The organism is Trichocoleus sp. FACHB-90 (assembly GCF_014695505.1).
GTDB lineage: Bacteria > Cyanobacteriota > Cyanobacteriia > Cyanobacteriales > FACHB-T130 > Funiculus > Funiculus sociatus.
Genome location: NZ_JACJOK010000032.1, coordinates 1 through 22,039 on the forward strand (window position 1 = coordinate 1; position 22,039 = coordinate 22,039).

Here is a 22,039-nt window from a genome sequence, read left to right on the forward strand (position 1 = left end):
GATGCCGTTAAGTCTGTAGTTGGTGCATCTTCTCCATAGCCGAATTGCCCAGTACGGCTACACTTGAAGCTATTTATTTGGTTACTGGGTCATCCAAATGAGCGAACGGTGAGCCGATATGGCGGCTGATTGTCATTTCCATGAAGCTTCTGTGTTAACTAATCTCATCAAAGTGTGATGACAATTGTTCTGAGCGTTGATGCACAGGTAATCTGAATCCAAACGAAGCACCGCGTTGCGATCGCGAAGTAGCGTCTGAGGAGAAACGATTTTTGCCCCAGACATTACCGCCGTGGGCTTCAATAAGCTGTCGAGTTAAGTATAACCCCAGCCCAGACCCCATAGATTGGCGATCGCTATGTCCCTGGTAAAAGCGCTCAAACAAGCGCGGGAGTTCATCTGGTGTTATTCCCCGTCCATTATCGAGAATCTTCACCACCTGATAGTTAAAGTCAGATTCTAAAAGAATTTCCACTTTGCCACCACGAGTGCAATTGTTAATTGCATTCGTCAACAAGTTGCTAAACACTCGCTGTAGTTGTAGTGGATCTCCATTTACCCAGACGCGAGCGTTGGATTCTCCAAAAGTGAGGTTAATTTCCACTCGGCGCTTTGCGGCTAACTCTGATACTGTGGCGATCGCTTCCTCAGCTATAGCGACTAGCTCAACAGGTGCCAGTTTTAATCTCACCCCCTCTGTATCGTTGCGATAGACATCCAACAGCGTCTCTATTAGCGCAAGTGAGTTCTCGTGACTCCGAGCGATCGCTGAGAACACTTTTTGCTGTGCGACTGTTACTGCACCATACTTTTCTTGCTGCAACGAGTTCAATGTCTCAATTGCTCCCAGGAGCGGTGTTTTCAGGTCGTGGGTTAACGTTGACACGAAATCCTCTCGCGCACTAGCTAACTGCTCTTGTGCCTGTAGCTGGGCTTTGTGTCGCGCGATCGCTTCTTCATGACGCAAATTGCGATCGCTCAGCCAACCTGTGACTATAAGTGCCAGCGCCATCAGCAAGCGATTCATCAGGCTTGAGGAGTTCATCCATTCTGCTTTAGGGATGAACAGATTCAGAAGGGTGAAGCCGGTTGCCATCACCGTAGCTTGAACTGTTGCCGAGCGATTTAGGCGTGAAGAAGCCAACAAGATGGGCCCGGTATAGAGAAAACCCAAGGCATAAGGGGGTGGAGTAAAAAAATCTAAGACGACAATAATTGCGAATAACCCAACAATCAGCCAGACCCTCGTGAGGTGCTGCTCCTGAAGCCTAGGCATTTTAAAAATTGCTCTTAATCGCTGTAACATTGCAAGCCAATTTAATTTGAACTACTAATAGATACATAATAAAAGTAGATTTAATTCTATCTTAGGCAAGAAATAAGTGTTTAGTTACTATTTATATCTAGAGATATAAATAGTAACTAAACTTGCTAAACATCATTCTATTCTAAATTTTATATTAATACATTTAATTCCTGCCTAAACGCATAACTATATCTTGATTTTAGCGATGAGATGAATAATGATTAAGTTATTGAACTCAAAAATGATTTGTTTTTTCATGACTTGTTGGATAACTGAAGTAGTAGTCAAATCTAAGCAACTTACAATTGTGAGTGTCTAGTCATTTTTAGAAATAACTAATTATTTCAGTTTACTCCATTATTCCTTCAGGATTAAGAACATTTTTTGAACAAAATTGATGCTTTTAGGAGGTATTTATGAATCAACCGAATTCAAAGAGCCAAAAACCAGCTGGGTTAGTCGGCGCTATCTGTGGAACCTTACTTATTGGTTTACCAGCAATTCCTTTAGCGGCATCGGCAATGCCTGTTTCCAAGGTCAACCCCTGCCCTGGTGTTTATTACGAAGAACCCTTTAATAGGACACACTTAGTTCCCCAGGGATGTCCGCTTAATGCTGCTACACAGCGTGTTCAAACAGGCGGGATTACTAACAGAGGAGTTACCACAGGACGGGAGGTTTTCATTAAACCTCTGACCCCCGTACCAGCTCCAGTAGGTGTTATTCAACCGCCTTTACCAGAGACTCGTAGTAATGCGATCGGCTTTGCCGGTGCGCGAAGCGCAATCGCTCTTGTCACACCTATTGATGGAAAGGTAGATGTGAAACTGAAAAATAACACCAACGCGATTATCTCCTATGAGGCAATTGGGCATACTCAACGCCGATTTATACAAGGCGGAGAAGAAATTGTCCTGCAAGACTTGCCAACCCCGGTAACTATCACAACGGTTCGTCAGGATAAAGGGCTAGTGGATGTAGCTCCAATATCCACCTCCCAAGCAGGAATGTTAGTGATTTCCTTGGATGAATCGAGAAATTTAGACGATAACCTGGGCGCACTGAGAATTCAAAGAGATGGTCAAGTCTTTTTGAACTAGCACAAGTGAAGCTTGTGTGAGCAGTTGATGGCGTTGAAATAGATGCGATCGCGTCGAAGCAGTAGGAAAAAAACTACTGCACAAAGGGAGCAGCTTCTCCCTCAATAACTACCGATGAATAGAGAATTTAAGGAGATTTTTTCAATGAATAACAGATTTAATGAAGTCCGGGTTGCCAGTTACGCATCTGTCCGTCGTAACGGCTTTGCTCAAGCATTGTCGAACACCAAAGGAACAGCAATCGGACTAGCGTTCCTTGCTCTGCTTCTTCCGGCTTGCACCACTACCGATCCAAACGCAGGTGGCCCTACAGCTCAGACTAACGTCACTACAGAGGAAGTTGCTGAAGAAACAAACGAACTCCTTGGCAAAAGTGTAACTGTCAGAAGTGAAGTTGGAGAAAAAGTTGGTGCCAATTCCTTCACAATTACTGATGAGGAGCTTTTCGGTAATGACAAAGTTCTGGTTATTAATGCTTCAGGAGCGCCCACAGTTCTCCCTGATGACATCGAACTTCAAGTGACAGGAAAGGTTCAAAAGTTTATAGTTGCTGATGTCGAGAGAGAGTTCAACTTGGACTTAGAACCAGAGGTAGAGGTTGAATACAAAGACAAACCAGTAATCATTGCCCAATCAATTGCTTTAGCTCCTAAACCGGGTGAAGTGACCAAAAACCCCAGCGCCTTCTATGGCAAAGTCATTGCTGTGAAAGCTGAAGTTGAAGACATTATCAGTCCAGCTTCGTTTAGCCTAGATGAGGATAAGCTGACCAGCACCCAAGACTTGCTGGTCTTAAATAGAACCCCAGGACAAACCATCAATGATGGTCAGGAGGTTGTCGTAACTGGTGTACTCCGCCCGTTTGTTTTTGCAGACATCGAAAGGGACTACGATCTAAACTGGGATTTGACTGTGCAGAAAAAGCTGGAGGCGGAATATAGCCAAAAGCCTGTACTCATTACCAACTCTGTATTCCCAGCAGCAGAAGATTAATCGGTGGGCTAAGAATGTAAGAGGAAGCAAATTGCTTTCCTCTTCGTTTTATGAACGTGATTTCAGTGAACCTGCGGCTCTCTAAAAGGAGCGATTCGCCCTTTGCTATCGCTCTGTTAAGGTGACAACAGAGTCTCCTCAGAAAGTGGCACTAGATGGTGTCATTGGAACAACACCAGTTGAGATTGAGTGCATTCCTCGTAGCTTAAGAGGATGTCTAAAAAGTCATAATCGAGACACTTAGATGGTCGAGATCCCCCTAAATCCCCCTTAAAAAAGGGAATAAGACTTGTATTGTCCCCCCTTTTCTCCAGCGCAGTGGCTGGGGGGATCAAGCTAACTTTTGACACTTCTGGGACATCCTCTAACCATCTTGATGCCCTTTTCTTACATGAAGATACATATAAAACTATTTAATTGGAGCAGATGCAATGGATACTTTTGAACTTTTGGAGCTTTATGCAATAGGAGAGCGGGATTTCCCAGAGACAAAACTAAGCAACGCCCACTTGGCTGGTGCAAATCTCAGTGGGATAAACTTATGTCGCTCCATCCTTTGGGCGACAAACCTCAGTAATACCATCCTTAAAAGGGCAAACCTCATGCTCACATCCTTAGCTTGGTCAGATTTAAGTGGAGCCAACCTGAGCGGAGCCAACCTGAAGGGAGCAGATTTAAGTGGAGCCAACCTAAGCGGAGCAGACTTGAGGGGAGCAGATTTAAGCGGAACGATACTGATTCAGGCAAATCTAACTGGGGCAATAATGCCCAATGGAATAATCCAAGATTAGACTTACTGAGCGCTAGAAATTTACATCTTCCCCTGCTCACTCTATAGCAATCCTAAATGATTCGTGAACTTCTGTAGGGACACGGCTGTGTCCCTACAGGGCGAATAGTAGCAATTCATGAAATATTTAAACTGTTGGTAATAGCAAATCTATAATTTTAGTTAATAAAATAACGTAATTTATATATCTTTTATTGTTTCCTACTTTAACTCATATTGCGTCGCAGCCGTAGGGATAGCATTGCTACTGATCCTCAAAATATAACCAATTATATCTAGTCCAGTCGGAGTAAGCGAACTTTTAGGGACATCTGGCAGTCTACAAAGATGAGGGGTTCGCGTTGTCTTAGGACACTTAGGCTAATCAACATTATCAGGATTGCCAGCAAGGTGCAAGCAACCCGACAGGACAGATTGATAACTATTTTGGGAACTTCGGAGGAACGGATGGCATATCCAGATCAGGAAAAAAATAGAGATGCCCGAATCGCTGCAACATCTAGAATATGGGGGTTTGCGACAGTAATGCTGGGAATTTGTATTCCGCTTTCAGCTGTTACTAGACATGGAGCAATTCTCCCAATAGCTGTAATTTCCGGGGCAGCAATTGGCACGGGTGCAGTTTGGCAATCTTCTGATAAAAAATCTCAAAATAGCCTACTGCAACCTAGTAAAGTCAACGAATTAGAAGAAAGAATTGCTAACTTAGAAACTATTGCTGCTGAAAGTGACGAGTTGGATTTGCACAAAAGAATAACACAGCTAGAATCAAACAAATTGATTAGGCGACGAAGCTGAGCCTTGTGTCTGTTCCAAGCTCAGTCTGGCTACGAGAAAAGCTGGTTTTTGTACATACAATTTCCATACGGTTCACTTAAGAATAGTTGTAGGTTGGGTTTGGATTTTTAACTTTAAGTGAAGTTATATGCAATACAACTTCACTTTGGTTTGGTTACATATCAGCTCCCCTTTTTCAGGGGAGCTAAGAGAAGATAAACTGTAGCGGTATGAATTGGTATTAGTCAGTTTTAACTATAGCAATTCACGGATTGGGTGGAATAAATCTATAGGGACATGGCAATGCCATGTCCCTACCAAAGTCGCCCGAAAGCCTGAATTGCGATATACTTCACCCAGCGGAGAAACGCTATCCTAACTAATGACTGTTTGCATCAACTGCGTGCCTTCAGGAAGTTTGCCAGTACGCAACCATTCATCCATTTCGGCTGGAACCTTAGCAAGTTTTAGCTGCTCTCGCAGTGCAGAACCTTCCAAAACTTCTTTCTGTAACAGGGTTTGCGCTGTTTCTTCCAGCAAATCCCGATTTTTATCCAGAATTGCTAAGGCGATGTGGTGCGCTGCATCAATTGTTTCCTTTACCTCCCGATCGATTTCTTCAGCCACCTTGGGACTAATTGCACGACGGGGGTTGCTGTAACCTTCGATAAACTGTTGTTGTGTTTTCTCAAAAGCAACTGGCCCTAATTCATCGCTCATGCCGTAGAGAGTGACAGCACGTTCTGCCAAATCTGTTGCTTTCTGGATGTCGTCACTGGCACCTGTGGACACTTTCCCAAAGATTATTTCTTCCGATGAGCGTCCACCTAAGAGAGTGGCAATACGACCGCGAATTTCATCTTCCACCATCAAGAAGCGGTCTTCTTCCGGCATTTGCAGAGTGTAACCCAGCGCTCCCACGCCACGCGGCACGATGGAGATTTTCTCCACTTTACCTGCTCCTGGCATCATTGCGGCGATGATCGCGTGACCAACTTCGTGATAGGCGACGGTCTTTTTCTCAATTTCATTGAGTACGCGCGATCGCTTCTCTAAACCAGCAACAACCCGCTCAATTGCTTCGTTGAAATCTGCCATCACTACAGCATCGCGGTTCTGACGTGCCGCCAGTAGTGCAGCTTCATTCGCTAAGTTAGCTAGATCGGCACCAGCAAAGCCGGGAGTACGAGCGGCAATTGTTACCAAATCGACATCAGAAGCTAATTTGATACCTCTGACGTGAACGTTCAAAATCGCTTCTCTACCAATCTTATCCGGTCGATCTACCAACACTTGTCGGTCAAAACGTCCTGGGCGGCGTAACGCTGGATCAAGCACTTCTGGGCGGTTTGTGGCGGCGACGATAATCACGCCAGTGTTGCCATCAAAACCATCCATTTCGGTGAGCAACTGGTTGAGGGTTTGTTCGCGCTCATCGTTGCCACCGACAAAACCATTGGCACCGCCGCGAGATTTACCCAGTGCATCTAATTCGTCGATGAAGACGATACAGGGAGCTTGTTTTTTGGCTTGTTCAAATAAGTCGCGGACTCGTGCAGCACCTACGCCAACGAATAGCTCGATGAATTCGGAACCAGAGATACTGAAGAAAGGAACGCCAGCTTCGCCTGCGATCGCTTTCGCTAAAAGTGTCTTTCCCGTTCCCGGAGGGCCGACTAGCAGCACGCCTTTGGGAATTTTCGCTCCCAGTCGGGTGTACTTACCAGCGTTTTTCAGGAAATCTATTATTTCTAGCAGTTCCATTTTGGCTTCATCGACACCAGCAACGTCATTAAATTTGATGCCAGTGCTGCCTTCTGAGTAAATTCGCGCTTTACTTTTTCCTACCGTTAAGGCAGCGCCACCAGCACCACCACCCCGGTTCATCAACCAACCCCAGATACCAAAGAAAATTATCGGTGGAACAACCCAACTCAGTAGTGTTCCGATCCAGCCATTATTATTTGGTGTAGGTGCGGCAAAATCTACGTTATGTTCGCGCAGAATTTTCGGCAAATCTAAATCGAGTGCTACTGGCGTGGTGACAAATACTTGACTCGGTGCAGATTCATTTGCATTTGCATCGGTTTTGAGTGAATACTCAATCCGATCGTTGCCAACAATCGCACGGTCAACTTTGCCACTTTGTACTTGATTGATAAAGTCGCTATAGGAAGCCTGCGGCAACCGAGGCCCAAAGCTAGGAATGATAAAGTTTAGCAGTACAAGGATTGTGAACAGAATCAGTAATCCGCCGCCAATCTGCCTCGGTCGGGAGGGTTTAAGCGATCGCTTGTTATTATTTTCAACAGGCATTGTAGATACGAACCTCTTAAATGTTTGCAAGAAAACAAGAGTAGCTTTCAGATTTCTACTTGCTGAAAGCTTTTTGCTGTCTTCAGGTGAGTAAGCTTTTAGAGCTTCGAGACTGATAATATGGTGAGGCTCTCTTAGCTATTGTAAAAAAGAGGATGCGTAAGCCTGGGTTCGGTGTCTACCCCTACAAGCATCCGTATAGCCGTACTTTAGTCTTTATATATTAAGTTGTATGACAACTCAGGCTGGATTTGTTCTCAAGGTGCTACTTCTCTCAGCTGTGCTGTCGATTTTGATTAAGTACGCTGGGCCTTATATTCCTATTCCAGCAACAGGAACGATGTTTCTAGGGAACGATCCATTACAAGCGATCGCGCTTATACTCGTCTTTCTCCCCCCTCTCATCATGGCTTTTGCCCTCTGGCGGCGGGCATATCTTTATAAGGGGGCTGGGGATTAGGGACTGGGGATTAGGGACTAGGGACTAGGGACTAGGAACTAGGGGCTGGGGACTAGGTAAGACTTTTCCCCAATTCCCAATCCCCAATCCCCAATCCCCAATCCCTAGTCCCCAATCCCCAATCCCCAATCCCTAATCCAAAATTGGCATCCCTCCCGCGAAGCTAGGCGGAAGTTGCCGATATCGGGTAATCTAGCTGCATTGATCGGGAATTACAGCCTGAGATAGCTTTGAGGCGTCAACTTGTGAAACTAGGTCAGCTAATTGGCTTTTTTGCCATAGTCGTTTCTTTATATATCCTGTGGCAAATACGGGATTTGTTACTGCTACTGTTTGCTGCTATTGTGTTAGCCACTGCCTTGAATCGGCTATCGCTACGGCTGCAACGATCGGGAATGCAACATGGCTTAGCTGTGTTGTGTTCAATTGCTTTGTTACTAGCCCTGATAGTGGGATTTTTCTGGCTGATTGTGCCGCCTTTTGCAGTCCAGTTTGAAGAACTAACACAGCGGGTTCCCCAAGGATTTGAGCGCCTGAATAATTGGACTGATTACTGGAGAGAGCGTGTTCCTACCCAGCTAGTTCCCTATCTACCGGATGTGGACAGCATCAGCCAACAAGTGCAGCCTTTATTAAATCGGCTATTAGGAGGTTCGGTCGCCTTTTTCTCTAGCTCTTTGGGCGTTATTCTCAGGGTTTTGTTAGTGCTAGTTTTGACAGGAATGCTATTAGCAAATCCTCAAGATTATCGCAAGGGATTTGTGCGGCTATTCCCCTCTTTCTATCGGCGGCGGGTGGATGGAATTCTGGATCAATGCGAAGTTGCATTGGGAAGGTGGCTTGGTGCCGCTCTCATTAGCATGAGTGTAGTAGCGCTGATGAGTATGGTTGGGCTGTCAATTTTGCGTATACCTTCACCGTTGGCGCAAGGAATTTTGGCAGGAGTTTTGAACTTGATTCCCAATCTGGGCCCAACTATTAGTGTGATACCACCAATGGCGATCGCGTTGTTGGAAGCTCCTTGGAAATCCGCCGCTGTGTTCGGTCTTTACTTTGCAATTCAACAGATTGAAAGTAATTTTTTAACCCCCTACGTCATGGCTCAGCAGGTATCGCTATTGCCAGCTGTAACTTTACTTTCTCAAGTGTTCTTCGCCACCTTTTTTGGATTTTTGGGGTTATTTTTGGCACTACCTTTAACCGTCGTTGGTCAAATTTGGGTAAAAGAAGTATTAATCAAAGATGTTCTCGATCAATGGCGTAGCGATCGCAAAGAGGTTTTTGATGCCAAGGGTGCAGATTTATCCGATGAAGCTGCTGAATTTGATCAAGAAACTGGAGTTTTGCCAGAAGCGAATCCACCCATCAATAACGAGCCAAATCTTGATGATCTGAGTGGCAAAAATAAAAAGTAGTAATAAATAGCGATCGCTATCATCAGCACTCCTCAATGAGAGAATAATATTGCTCTCTCAAATTGCACTCTTGGAATACGACAACACCTGTAAATATCTTGCCGAGAATTACCCAGCTGACTTTGCCAACTGGCTACTTAATGTTGATTCAGACATTGAGGTAATCAAAACTGAACTGGGTTTAGAACCGATTCGCGCTGATTCTGTCACCTTCCTGCAAGTCGCTAACCAAATCTTGCACCTAGAATTTCAAACCTTGGCGCAATCAACTCCTCCCCTCGACTTCCGGATGCTCGATTACTACACGCGACTCAAGCGACAATATTGGTGTGAAATCGTGCAGGTGGTGATTTTCTTGCAAGCCACCACCTCAGAACTCGTCTTTAGACAGCAGTATGTAGACACGAATACCAGACACCAATATCGCGTTATCCGTCTGTGGGAAGAAGATCCTGCCCCACTGCTGGCAAACCCTGCACTCTTACCACTGGCAACCTTAGCTCGCAGCGACTCCCCCAGAGCCTTATTAGAGCAAGTTGCCGCTGGGGTCGCTACGATCGAGGGAACCGCCGAGCGAAAGAATATCCTAGCTTGTGCAGGGGTTCTGGCTGGTTTGCGGTTTAAAAAAGATTTGATTCAACAACTATTGCGAGAGGAAATTATGCAGGAATCTGTTATCTATCAAGACATCCTCCAAAAGGGGGAGATGAGAGGTGAGCAACGAGGTCTGCAACAAGGTCTGCAACAAGGTCTGCAACAAGGCAGGGAAGAGGGCAGACAGCAAGGAGAGGTGGCGTTAATTTTGCGGCTACTAACACTACGGTTTGGTGACATTAATCCGGAACTGCAAGAACAGATTCGGGGTTTAGCTATCCCTCAGCTAGAAGATTTGGCGGAGGCGCTGTTGAATTTCTCCAGCCAAAGCGATTTAGTCAGCTACTTGGCGACTCAGGAGCCATAATTTCAACAGCAGCACATAACGTAAACCGCTGAAAGGGGTCGCCCCAAAGGGCATCGCAATAGAGGAAACTAAGGATGAGCAATCCCACCCTTCAACCTTCCCTATGCGAACTATCGCCGAAATTAACGACAAGATCAGCCGCCAATTGGCTGTTGTGTGGACAACAGAAGAATTAAAAGCACGGGTGGCAGAGGTGGGAGTCACCCAAGCCGCTAAGGAAGTGGATGTAATTACCACTGGCACCTTTGAGCCAATGGAGTCATCGGGGGCGATCATCAACCTGGGACACACCGATCCACCGATGAAAATTCGCCGTTGTTGGTTGGATGGAGTGCCAGCTTACGCGGGATTTGGTGCCGTGGATTTGTATTTGGGTGCAACCGGGATGGTGGAATACGCCAGCACTGGTGAGGTACCCGATGGGGAAGAATCAAGAGAACGCGGCGGCGGTCATATCATAGAAGACTTGATTGCTGGTAAACCCGTGCAACTACGCGCCATCGGACAAGTTACAGATTGCTATCCGCGAGCATCCTTTGAGACAACCATCACCCGCGACACGATTAACCAATTTTACTTATTTAATCCGCGTAATATATACCAAAATTTTATTGTAGGGGTGAATGGAGGCGATCGCCCTCTCTTCACTTATCTCGGCCCATTGCAGCCCCGACTCGCAAATGCCGTCTATTCAAACGCTGGGGCAATTTCCCCCCTCCTCAACGATCCCGACCTGCAACTGATTGGTATCGGCACCCGGATTTTTTTAGGCGGCGGCATCGGTTACGTTTCCTGGGAAGGTACGCAGCACTTCCCTTTACAAAAGCGCTTGCCAAATCGGACACCAATTGGCCCAGCAGCCACCCTTGCCTTGATGGGAGATGCCAAACAAATGAACCCGCGTTGGGTGCGCGGTTGCTACTTCAAAAATTACGGCCCTTCTGTAATGCTGGGTGTCGGCGTTCCATTGCCAGTGTTGCACGAGCAAGTCATCGCTAGTTGTGCCGTTCAAGACAAAGACATCGTAGCGCCAGTTGTCGATTTCTCGATTCCCCGGCGCGTCCGTCCCACCTTTGGCTTAGTGAGTTATGCCCAGTTGAAAACGGGACGGATCTCCATTGAAGGTAAACCCGTGCGGGTTGCCCCCCTCGCGTCTGTGTTTCTCTCGCGTCAAGTGGCGCTGGAGTTGAAGCAATGGATTGAGGCTGGGGAATTTACCCTCACTGAACCTGTTGCCCAGATTCCGATGGATCGGTCTTTTTTACCCCAAGACCGCTGGGGATCTCAAATTTCCTTGGAATAGTCATTAAAGACTAATTCTCGTTCCCAGTCTCAGGGTGGTTTCATACAACCCTTAGAAAATATCGAAAATTGCGACATTTTGTAGGAGCATTGCCATGCCCCTACCGCCAGCCAAAATCAACGTTACAGAATTTTCTGTTAATAAATGAAACTACCCTCCTTTTATCGTCCCCAGTCCCAGTCTGGGAACGAGGGTTTGCTTGCCTTTTTACTTTTTACTTTCTGGAGGCGGCGTTGAGCGTTTAACTGGCTTCGGCAGGGGTTCCCGGCGTTTGGGTTGCGGGGCTGCTGCTGCTGGTCTGTCTCCTGCGGGACGCATGGGACGCTCTCGATTGCCTGTTGGTCTTTTGCCTGGAGGACGACCTCCCCCACCTCGGAACGGCTTCTTGCCCGGAATCTTCCTGGGAGGAAGACGACCAATATCTTTGCTCTCCTGAATCACCAAGTCGTTACCTTGCCGCTGCACTTCCACATCCATGAAGTGACCAACAGCTTTGTCTTGGACAATGCCCTTGAGTTTCAACTTAAAAAACTTGGGATTTTCCTCGTCCTTGCGGGGAGACTGCTTGATCTTGATGACGATGTCTTCTTCTTCTCGCGACTGATAAATCACCTCGCCACGAATGGAAAAATAACCATCGTTGGCTACACTTTCCTCGCTTTGAGCATCCGTTAGTTCGGTTGATTCTGCCTCAGACTCAGGCGGCGGTTGGTTCAGTCTTTCAGGCTCCCAGACACCCACGATTTGGACGTGCAAGTTGCCGTCTTCTTGTCGCATTCGGGGATAAACAACCCACAGGTGTTCTTGCTCTAAGTTCAGGTGATTTTTCACCAAACTCATAACTCGACCCAGTAGCACGGCATCGATGTCTGTTCCATCTGATGCCAGAAGCATTCCTCGCGTAAATTGCTCTTCGGAGGAGGTGTATTTACCCCGTACCAGGCCAATTGCCCGGTACTGCATGGGTTCGCTGGGCGGGGGAATTGGTCGCTGCCTTGTGGCAGCATCATCAGAGACAGGCACTTGTGTTGTTTCCGAATCGCTGTTCGGCATTGTATCGGCTGGTATTAGCGGATTGGGCGTTTGTGGTGGCTCTGGCTTGGGATCGCCAGAAGACTCAGGTAAGTCGGAAAACCGATTCACAGAAGGACTCATATTACTCCTCGCGGCGGAGACACATCCCCTCAGGGGGAGTCAGTCAGCTCATTGTACTGAATGCAGAGATGCGACTGGTAGATCCGCAATGTTTTTGCACGAAACTAAGCAAAAACTCCTACAGAATATCAAATTTAATGCAATGCTGCCACTATTTTAGAGCTTGGAGGCGGTGACGCGGCTTGTCGTAAGTGCAAAAGTGGAAAATCCGTTTGTAGTCGATAATGTCAATAGAGTTCAATGCAGTTGTGTGTCCAAAAAACGCGGTCGCTGGTTAGTTAATTTGGTATTGGTGCTAGGGGTACTGGTGTTTGTAGGTGTGTCGATTATTCCGCTGGTAGGTATGGTTTTTGAGCAAAAGCCGCCTTCTACTGGAGCGACACCTGTAGCAAGCCAGACGAGCCAACCACCTGTCAATCAGTCGGAATTAGAAGCTCAGGCGAAAGGTTATGAATTGGTTTTGCAGAAGGAGCCTGAGAATCAAACGGCGTTGCGAGGGTTGTTGGAAACGCGGCTGAAACTGCGCGACGTTAAGGGCGCGATCGCACCCTTGGAAAAACTGGCGAAACTGAATCCCCAACAGTCTGAGTACGCTGTCTTGCTCGCCCAAGCTAAACAAAAAACTGGCGATTCTGAAGGGAGTGCCCAAACTTATCGCTCGATTTTGACTTCTAAACCGGGAGATATTTATGCTCTGCAAGGTCTTGTAGGTCTTTTGCTCGAACAAAACCGTCCGGAGGCGGCGATAGGGCTGCTACAAGATACTTTGAAAACGGCGACAGATGTGAATCAAGTGCAGCCGGGTAGTGTGGATGTAACTTCGGTGCAGTTGGAGTTGGGTAAGGTTTATGTTGGGCAAAATCGTTTTCCGGAAGCGATCGCTATTTACGATGAGGCGATTAAGGGCAATAAACAGGATTTTCGCCCCATCGTAGCTAAGGCTTATGTGCTTCAACAACAAGGCAGAACTGCCGAAGCTAAGCCCTTATTCGACACTGCTATTGCTTTAGCGCCAGCGGATGTCAAAGACCGAATTAAACAGTTGGCTACCCAAACACCTACATCCACCAATTCTCCTGCTAACCCTCCCTCTAATGCTCCCAGCAGTGTGCCTACTATTCCACCACCTCAGCCTGACGAAACAAGAGACTAAAGAAAGTTAGGAGTTATGAGTTTTGCTAAGCCGGAGACTTTGAATCTCCGGACTTTTGGGTTGGCAAAAAGTTAGGATTTAGAAGCTGAAAACTAAAAGTTAGAGTTATTAACTCATAACTTATAAGTTGCTAAAATTGCCATCACTCCAAAAACCAAAAACAAGCAGCCACCAATTCCTGTAATTATCCGTTCAGAAATTCGCCCTGCAATCATACGACCGCCCAAGACTGCGATCGCTGCACAAATACTATGCCCCAAAATCGCTCCAGCTGTGACACCCACAGCTGGATAGGATGCTGCCATCGCAATCGTAGCAATCTGTGTGCGATCGCCCCATTCCGCCACAAATGTCAACATAAAGGCTTCCATTACAATCGCCCACTGGCTTTTGTGTTTCGGCATTTTCAACTCAGCTTCTTTCACGGTGCTGAGTGCTTCTTCTGCTTCCGCACACTCTGCTTCCGCTGGCATTTGGGCAGCATCGTAAAGTAACTTCACCCCAAAACCCAGAAACAATGCAATTTCCGCCAACTTAACATAATTCTGGGGTAGTAAAGACGCTACTTGTCCAACTAAAACAGAAAGTATCGTCATCACTGCTAAAGCCGCTACAACTCCAGTAAATACCAATTTTCGGGAGTGGCGCATTGCTAAAATCACAGCAATAAAAAAGGTTTTATCGCCTAATTCTGAAATTGTAATTAGTAATAAACCTGCGGTAAAAGCTGCCAGCATCGTCTCAAGATCCTCAGAATTTTCTACTTAAATTCCATCTGAGTGAGCTTGATAAGACTATAAAGACCTCACCAAGCTCACATCTTATGTGAACTTAGTGAAGGTCTCGCTCCCAAGGCGGGAAACTTTAGCTGGTGCCACTACGCGCCGTGTCAAGTTTCTCTTTTCTTGTCACCTGAACCAGGCTTATCGCCAGTATGTTGATTCAGATGGGCTAGCAAATTCTCTCGCTAGCAGCTACTCCCCTTCATTATTTAAGTAATTTTACCTCTATCTTAGACGAAAGGATAGTAGTGAAATTACCCAAATTTTGTTTGGGGACTGGGGACTGGGGATTAGGGATTGGGGACTAGGGGCTGGGGACTGGGGAATGGAGGCTGGGGACTATGTAAGACTTTTTCCTAATCCCTAATCCCTAATCCCTAATCCCTAATCCCTAATCCCTAATCCCCATTCCCCCTAATACTTGCGCTCTTTCGGTTCAAACATGGTAATCGTCACAGGTTTATACTGTAGGTCAATCCCGGCGGGGGAATAGTAAGCCATCGTGTGCTTGAGGAAATTGCTGTCGTCTCGCTCTTGATAATCCTCGCGGAAGTGTGCGCCACGACTTTCCTGGCGGTTGAGGGCAGATGTGAGAATTATCTGACCGACAATTATCAGGCTGCGGAGTTCCATAGCTTCGATGACTTCCGTGTTCCAGAGTTTGCCTTTGTCATCCAGGTAGATATCTTGGGATTGAGAAAGGATTTCTTGCAACTTTGTCAATCCCTCGCGCATCAGTTCCTCGGTGCGGAAAACACCACAATACTTAGTCATGCAGTCTTGGAAGGATTCACGGACTTGGTTGATCCGGTATTGCCCTGATTGCTCCAGTAGCGCTTGGATTTTGCAGTGAGCTTCTAGCAAATAGGATTGCTCATCTAGATCCGGCAATTTGCGATTTTGGACAAATTGTGCCAGCGAAGCGCCTGTTTTTCGCCCGAAAACGATACACTCAAGCAGGGAATTGCTTCCCAGTCGATTTGCCCCGTGAACGGAGACGCAAGCGGCTTCTCCAGCGGCAAAGAAGGCATCAACTAGGGTGTCTGTGCCACTACGCACTTGACCGCTAGTATTGACGGGGATGCCGCCCATTGAGTAGTGAACGGTAGGGCGGACTGGCATCGGCTGATTTACGGCATCGATACTCAGTAGGCGATGAGCTTCTTCCCAAGCGAAGGGAACCCGATTCATAATTTTTTCTCGCCCCATGTGGCGCAAGTCGAGATAGACAAAGGGGCCACCTGCACTACCATCGGGATGAATGCCGCGTCCGGCGCTAATTTCCAGAGCGATCGCACGAGAAGTAATATCTCTAGGAGCCAGTTCCATGCGACTAGGGGCGTAATTCGCCATGAAGCGATCGCCCTCACTATTGATCAGATAGGCACCTTCACCCCGCACCGCCTCGGAAATCAGCACCCCCACCGGATACAATCCAGTTGGGTGAAACTGCACAAACTCCATATCTTCCAGCGGCACCCCAGCCAGGGCAGACATCGCCAAACCATCCCCTGTCGAAGCATAGTCATTTGAGGTCGTATTATAAACCCGACCATAGCCGCCTGTGGCGAACATCACCGCCTTCGCCCGGACAACCTCAATTTGCCCATCTAGAAGGTGGTACATCACCACCCCCTTCGCCTGGGCATCTTCCAAAATCAACTGCATCACGTACCACTCATCATAGATACGGACACCGCAACGACGCAGGTTATTAACTAATTCGTGCAGAATTGCGTGACCAGTCTTATCTGCTGCGTAGCAAGTGCGATTGTGAGAATGTCCTCCAAAAGCTCTTTGGGCAACGCGACCATCTGGCAACCGGGAAAATAGCACTCCCATGTGTTCCAGGTCAATTACCACATCTGGAGCCTCGCGGGTAAGGATTGCCACCGCGTCCTGATCCGCCAAGTAGTCTGAACCCTTTACGGTATCAAAGGCATGAGCTTCCCAACTATCTTCGGCATCTACATTTTTTAGGGTTGCCGCCATGCCACCTTGGGCGGCGACAGAGTGGGAACGAATCGGATGAGTTTTGGCAACGAGAGCTACACTCAAGCTGGGGTCGGTGCGGACAATCTCCAGGGCGGCACGACACCCCGCTAATCCACCTCCCACAATGATGACATCGTGTTCAAGCATCTTTGGTCTGATATCTGGAATTCCTATCTCTATGAGTAACGCAAATAAAAACTTCCCTACCAGAAAGCAGGGAAGTTTTTTTATAAATTAATCCGTTGTCCGTTGATAGCTGCCCACTAACCACTGACCACTACCATGTAAGCGTGTCAGGTAAGCCGGGGAGCCACGCGAAAAGCTTTACCCACTGACTACTGACTCAGGCGAGACGCCTGTGCTACGAATTGACTGTTCAGCTGGTTACTTCAGAAGGTTTTTGGTAGGGCAAACTTCCACCTACAGTCTCAGTTGAGTCTGCTGTATCCATAGCAGCAACCTCAATGTGGTTAAACAACGTAGTCACGAAGGCAAACAGCAAGAAGGGCAGAGACAATACGAGGATAAGTCCAACGGTGGCTAGGGCGTAGATTTGACGAGTGCTACTCCACAGGGCAAGTGCCGAGGCTAAACTAATGAAAATCACAATCAACCAAATGATGATTTGACCGTAGATATCGCCAAAAGAGAGGGTACAGACGAAGCGATACTTTTGCATTTTATCCATGACGTTTTCCTCGCAACATTCCTTTAAATTTCTAGGTTAAAGTTCGGACTGGGTAATGACCAATTTCTAAATCTTTTTCAAAGAGTTGCAACACGACTTTACAATTCTGCGCGATCGCAAGTTTGGTCTAGGCGGCTTTTGGGTGCTACGCATCCTTCTTTTGGCTGAAAAAATTGCGTTACTGAAATTTGAAGCCGTCCCTAGGAAAATTTTATTTTAAAAAAAATACCAGTAACGCATATTTGTATGGTAGGCGAGACACCTGCCCTAAGCGCAACTTCCTGCACAAAGTCAAAGGTAATGCACCTTATAGGTATTGTATAAATCACCAATCTTTTAAATTTAGTTCCGTATAATTACGTAAAAAACTTGTTAAGAACTGATAACTTTGCTCGTAATTCCAGTTGCGATCGCTTTGTTGCTCATACCGCAGGCTAGAAGGGTATCCACCCGCTTCAATAGTGCTTTGGCTGCAATTAGGCTCGTCTAGGTAATCGAAAGACTTTACACAAACATCATAATTTCCTCAGCAAAATAACTTTTATTAGTAATAATCAATACATACAATACATATATAACAAGAATTATGCACCACCTATAGGAGAATTTATGGGGGAATTTTTACAAAGTTTTTTGACTTCAAACTCATTTATTCCCCACGGCCATTGTTACCTATGGAAGCCTGGTTTGGTGTGGCTGCATATCGCCTCAGATTCTCTAATTGCCTTAGCTTATTACTCTATTCCTATTACCCTCTTAAACTTAGTCCAAAAGCGACGGGATTTACCCTTCGATTGGATATTCTTGTTATTTGGAGCCTTCATAGTTTCTTGTGGCACAACCCATGTAATGGAAGTGTGGACGCTCTGGCACCCGACCTATTGGCTTTCCGGTATGCTGAAAGCCATTACCGCTGGAATTTCCGCGTGTACAGCGGTGCTACTGGTAGGGATAATTCCCCAAGCCCTAGCGTTGCCAAGCTCGACACAACTAGAAGCAGTTAACCGGAAACTGGAAGCCGAAATCATTGAGCGATCGCGTATTGAAGAGCAGCTGGTGCGATCGCAACATATGCTACAGCTAGTAATGGACAACATCCCACAATTCATCTTTTGGAAAGATAGAAATTCAGTTTATGTAGGTTGCAATCGCAGTTTTGCTAGAATGGCTGGCATTGACAATCCAGAAGATATTGTCGGGCTGACAGACTACGACTTGCCTTGGAAGCAGGAGGAAACAGAATTCTTCCGCAAGTGCGACGCTCGTGTAATAGAGACTGACAAGCCAGAATATCACATCATTGAACCCATACTGCAAGCTGATGGCAAACAATTGTGGGCGGACACTAACAAAGTTCCCCTCCATGATGCAAATGGAAAAGTTGTAGGCATCCTTGGCACTATCGAAGACATTACCGAGCGTAAACTGGCAGAGGAAGAACTGCGTAAAAGCCGGAATCGTTTTGATTTGGCTGTTCTTGGTTCCAGAGATGGCTTGTGGGATTGGGATCTTCAAACCAACGAAGTTTATTTCTCGCCGCAATGGAAGAATATGCTCGGTTTTGCGGAGCATGAACTGCAAAATAATTGGGATGAGTGGAGAAATCGGATACATCCGGATGATAGCGATCGCATACTAGCCAATATCGAAGCTTGTTTGGATGGACTAACTTCTCATTCGGAAGTAGAATATCGCTTGCAGCACAAAAATGGCTCTTATCGATGGATTTTCGGGCGGGGAGCGGCACTATTTGATGCCAACGGCAGAGCTATCCGCATAGCGGGTTCCCACACAGATATTACCGAGCGCAAAGCTGCCCAAGAAGCTTTGGAAAAAGCTAAAGATGAGCTGGAAAAAAGCTATAACCTCTTGCGTGCGGCGATCGATGGCACTCCAGATGTCATCTTTGCCAAGGATATACAGGGACGCTACATATTAGTTAACACCTCTGCTGCCCATCTATATAGCCAGCCGGCGGCGGAAATTATTGGTAAAGATGACACATTATTATTTCCGCCCCAAATGGCACAGCGACAAGCTGAAATCGACCGGAGAGCGATCGCTAGCGGACTTCCCCAGCGATCTGAAGAAGTTTTCACGCTCCGGGGAATTACACTAACTTATCTATTTACCAAAAGTCCCTACCGCGACGCGCAAGGAAACATCATCGGTGTTGTTGGTATCGCCCAAAACGTTACTTCCCGCAAACAGGCTCTTGATGCCTTAAAAAAAATCAACGAAGAACTAGAAAGCCGAGTTGAGGAGCGCACAACACTTTTTAGAGATGCTAACGAGAAATTGCAGCGCGAAATTGCGGAACGCACCGCTACTGAAGAGGCGTTACGAATTAGCAACCAAACTTTGGAAACGCTGATTGAAGCTTCCCCAGTAGCGATCGCTACCATCTCTGTTGATGGCAAGGTGATGATGTGGAACCCAGCCGCAGAGCGACTTTTTGGCTGGAGCGAACAAGAAGTTATGGGTCGCCCTCTGCCCATCGTTCCTCCAAGTGAACAAGAGCAAGCCCTTGCCCTACTTCAATCTGAGATGCAGGGGCAAGTACCTTCTGGTATCGAATTACGCCGCCAGAGGAAAGACGGTTCATTGATTCATGTCAGCCTGTGGACAGCACCGATGTTTAATAGCAGTGGCGTTGTAATTGGTAGCATCGGCTTATTGATTGATATCAGCGCCAGAGTGCAAGCAGAAGAGGCACTGCGGGAGAGCCAACAGCGACTACAGGCAATTTTGGATAACTCCCCAGCAGTCATTTACCTTAAAGACCACGAGGGGCGATACCTTCTGGTCAACCGCCAGTGGGTAAGCCTGTTTCATGTCTCTTTAGAGGAAGCCAAAGGTAAAACTGACTGGGATCTTTTTCCTTATGAATTAGCGATCGCATTTCGGGAGAACGATCGAAAGGTACTCGAAAGCGGAACTGGTTTAAAAATTGAGGAAGTTGCCCCTCTAGACGATGGACTCCACACCTACCTGTCGATTAAGTTTCCTCTATACGACTCTGCTGGCGTATCTTATGCGATTTGTGGGATCTCCACTGATATCACCGAACGCAAAGTCGCTGAGGAGAAACTGCGGCAGTCGGAAGGAAAATTTCGCGAAGTAGCGACTAGGGAAGCACTACTCAATCGCCTTGCCAGTCAGATTCGCGCTTCCCTTGATTTGGATACGCTTTTGGAAACAGCCGTACTCGAAATCCACAGCCAATTAGAGATTGATGTTTGCCTGTTTAGTTGGTATCGTCCCGACGGCACTCGTCCTGGTTGGATGGTCGTAAAAAATGCCAAAAATCCCGATTTGCCCAGCTTCCGGGGTTTATATCCGTTGGAAAACTGGCATCCGTTCACATCTGCGCTAGTAAATCTGGAAATATTCCGAGTTGACGATGTTACTCAGAGTGATTTGGCAGTGCAGGAGATGTTAAAGCCATATAATGCGGCTTCTATGTTGTCGCTGCCAATTCAGACGCAATCAGGCAAGTTAGGTGCGGTGACGTGTGGGCGCTTGGTTGCCCAGCAATGGGCAGAAGGGGAATTGGAACTGCTACAAGCAGTATGCAACCAACTAGCGATCGCTATCGACCAAGCCGCACTCTATAAACAAAGTCGCACCACTGCTGTTGCTGCTCAAGCACAAGCCACCCAGCTAGAACAAACCCTGCGCGAACTCCAACAAACCCAAGCCCAACTCGTTCAAAGTGAAAAAATGTCTAGTCTGGGACAGATGGTGGCTGGTGTCGCTCACGAAATCAACAATCCCGTTAACTTCATCTACGGCAATATTATTCATACTAATGAATATGCCGAAGACTTACTCAGTTTGTTGGAACTTTACCAGAAATACTATCCTCATCCAGCAGAGGAAATTCAAGCTTCTATTGCCGCAATTGACCTGGAATTCATCCAAGAAGACCTGCCCAAAATCCTATCATCAATGAAAATGGGAGCCGACCGCATCCGGCAAATTGTCTTATCGTTGCGTAACTTCTCGCGACTGGATGAATCCGAAATGAAACAGGTGGACATTCACGATGGGTTAGATAGCACTCTACTAATTCTGCAAAACCGTTTGAAAGCCAAACCAGATCGTCCTGCTATCGGGGTGATTAAAGAGTATGGCAACCTGCCCCAGGTAGAATGCTACGCCGGACAACTCAATCAGGTGTTTATGAATATCCTCAGTAACGCTATTGATGTACTAGAAATGGGGAATGGGGAACGGGAAATGGGGAACGGGAACTGGGGACTCGTGAATAGGGAATTTCCCATCCAAAATCCAACTCTCTCTAACTCCTGTTTATTAAGGGGGAAGGCGAAAATTCAAAATCCGGAAATTCGGATTTTTACCGAGGTGCAAGATGACAATCAAGTGCTGATTCGGATTGTTGACAACGGGCCAGGTATGACCGAGGAGGTACAACGTCGGTTATTCGATCCTTTCTTTACAACTAAACCTGTCGGCGCAGGTACAGGTTTAGGGATGTCTATTAGTTACCAAATTGTGGTAGAAAAACACGGCGGTCAATTGCAGTGTATTTCAGCGCCAGGACAGGGCGCACAATTCCTGATCCAGATTCCGATTGGGCAGAACAAGCGGCAGGGGCTGACTCAGATGATGTCTTAAAATTTGAGTGGCGTTTGTAGCGATCGCGCTTTTAGCAGTGACTGTTCACAAGTCACCCGCCTACCTCACCAAAAGGGAAAAGCGACAAGTAAGTTTTACAACTTTTAATTTCTAGTTTTAAATTGCATCCCAATCTTGTTGCTGTGGGCGCTTGTGCGGAACGATATCATAAAAAAAGCAAATTGTCTTGATTCAGCATGACTT

16 protein-coding genes are annotated in these 22,039 nt (G+C 46.7%); 10 read left to right on the forward strand and 6 right to left on the reverse strand.

Annotated features, from left to right (window positions below; all coding sequences use genetic code 11):
- Positions 1-154: 154 nt before the first annotated feature.
- Positions 155-1,276, reverse strand: a complete 1,122-nt coding sequence (locus H6F74_RS09615; RefSeq protein ID WP_199301035.1) for a HAMP domain-containing sensor histidine kinase — start codon at positions 1,274-1,276, stop codon at positions 155-157.
- A 446-nt stretch (positions 1,277-1,722) separates the two neighbouring features.
- On the opposite strand from H6F74_RS09615, the gene H6F74_RS09620 reads away from it, so the two are divergent.
- From H6F74_RS09620 to H6F74_RS09635, 4 genes are all read left to right on the forward strand, one after another.
- Positions 1,723-2,406 (forward strand): hypothetical protein, encoded by a 684-nt coding sequence (locus tag H6F74_RS09620; protein WP_190439715.1) that lies wholly within the window; start codon positions 1,723-1,725, stop codon positions 2,404-2,406.
- A gap of 144 nt (positions 2,407-2,550) precedes the next feature.
- Positions 2,551-3,399, forward strand: coding sequence for a hypothetical protein (locus H6F74_RS09625; RefSeq protein ID WP_190439716.1), 849 nt, complete (start codon positions 2,551-2,553; stop codon positions 3,397-3,399).
- A 431-nt stretch (positions 3,400-3,830) separates the two neighbouring features.
- Entirely contained in the window at positions 3,831-4,190 is a 360-nt protein-coding gene (locus H6F74_RS09630) for a pentapeptide repeat-containing protein (protein WP_190439719.1), read from the forward strand.
- 446 nt (positions 4,191-4,636) lie between these two features.
- On the forward strand, positions 4,637-4,987 hold the full coding sequence (locus tag H6F74_RS09635) for a hypothetical protein (protein ID WP_190440028.1): 351 nt from the start codon (positions 4,637-4,639) through the stop codon (positions 4,985-4,987).
- Positions 4,988-5,341: 354 nt separating this feature from the next.
- Here H6F74_RS09635 and ftsH read toward each other — a convergent pair whose 3' ends face one another.
- The gene (gene ftsH / locus H6F74_RS09640; RefSeq protein WP_190439733.1) at positions 5,342-7,282 is read right to left on the reverse strand and encodes an ATP-dependent zinc metalloprotease FtsH; all 1,941 of its coding nucleotides are present in this window, start codon (positions 7,280-7,282) and stop codon (positions 5,342-5,344) included.
- Between the two features lie 232 nt (positions 7,283-7,514).
- On the opposite strand from ftsH, the gene H6F74_RS09645 reads away from it, so the two are divergent.
- The 4 genes from H6F74_RS09645 to H6F74_RS09660 all read left to right on the forward strand — a co-directional run bounded on the left by H6F74_RS09645 (position 7,515) and on the right by H6F74_RS09660 (position 11,421).
- Positions 7,515-7,742: a hypothetical protein gene (locus tag H6F74_RS09645; RefSeq protein WP_190439735.1), complete on the forward strand. Its 228-nt coding sequence runs from the start codon at positions 7,515-7,517 to the stop codon at positions 7,740-7,742.
- A 245-nt stretch (positions 7,743-7,987) separates the two neighbouring features.
- Complete coding sequence (locus tag H6F74_RS09650; protein WP_190439737.1) at positions 7,988-9,157, forward strand: AI-2E family transporter; 1,170 nt, start codon at positions 7,988-7,990, stop codon at positions 9,155-9,157.
- Between the two features lie 70 nt (positions 9,158-9,227).
- Positions 9,228-10,118 carry a DUF4351 domain-containing protein gene (locus H6F74_RS09655; protein ID WP_190440032.1) on the forward strand — a complete coding sequence of 297 codons (891 nt, stop codon included), beginning with the start codon at positions 9,228-9,230 and terminating at the stop codon, positions 10,116-10,118.
- 103 nt (positions 10,119-10,221) lie between these two features.
- Positions 10,222-11,421 carry a homocysteine biosynthesis protein gene (locus tag H6F74_RS09660; protein WP_190439738.1) on the forward strand — a complete coding sequence of 400 codons (1,200 nt, stop codon included), beginning with the start codon at positions 10,222-10,224 and terminating at the stop codon, positions 11,419-11,421.
- 207 nt (positions 11,422-11,628) lie between these two features.
- On the opposite strand, the gene H6F74_RS09665 is transcribed toward H6F74_RS09660, so the two are convergent.
- On the reverse strand, positions 11,629-12,576 hold the full coding sequence (locus tag H6F74_RS09665) for a hypothetical protein (protein WP_190439740.1): 948 nt from the start codon (positions 12,574-12,576) through the stop codon (positions 11,629-11,631).
- Between the two features lie 250 nt (positions 12,577-12,826).
- On the opposite strand from H6F74_RS09665, the gene H6F74_RS09670 reads away from it, so the two are divergent.
- A complete protein-coding gene (locus tag H6F74_RS09670; RefSeq protein ID WP_190439744.1) occupies positions 12,827-13,729 on the forward strand; it encodes a tetratricopeptide repeat protein in 903 nt (300 codons plus the stop codon).
- Between the two features lie 113 nt (positions 13,730-13,842).
- Here H6F74_RS09670 and H6F74_RS09675 read toward each other — a convergent pair whose 3' ends face one another.
- The 3 genes from H6F74_RS09675 to H6F74_RS09685 form a co-directional block, all read right to left on the reverse strand.
- The gene (locus H6F74_RS09675) at positions 13,843-14,466 is read right to left on the reverse strand and encodes a TMEM165/GDT1 family protein (RefSeq protein WP_190439747.1); all 624 of its coding nucleotides are present in this window, start codon (positions 14,464-14,466) and stop codon (positions 13,843-13,845) included.
- 459 nt (positions 14,467-14,925) lie between these two features.
- Positions 14,926-16,653 (reverse strand): succinate dehydrogenase/fumarate reductase flavoprotein subunit, encoded by a 1,728-nt coding sequence (locus tag H6F74_RS09680; RefSeq protein WP_190439750.1) that lies wholly within the window; start codon positions 16,651-16,653, stop codon positions 14,926-14,928.
- Positions 16,654-16,882: 229 nt separating this feature from the next.
- Entirely contained in the window at positions 16,883-17,194 is a 312-nt protein-coding gene (locus H6F74_RS09685; RefSeq protein WP_190439753.1) for a hypothetical protein, read from the reverse strand.
- Positions 17,195-17,803: 609 nt separating this feature from the next.
- Between H6F74_RS09685 and H6F74_RS09690 the strand changes: the two genes are divergently transcribed.
- Positions 17,804-21,835, forward strand: coding sequence for a PAS domain S-box protein (locus H6F74_RS09690; protein ID WP_190439756.1), 4,032 nt, complete (start codon positions 17,804-17,806; stop codon positions 21,833-21,835).
- Positions 21,836-22,039: the final 204 nt, after the last annotated feature.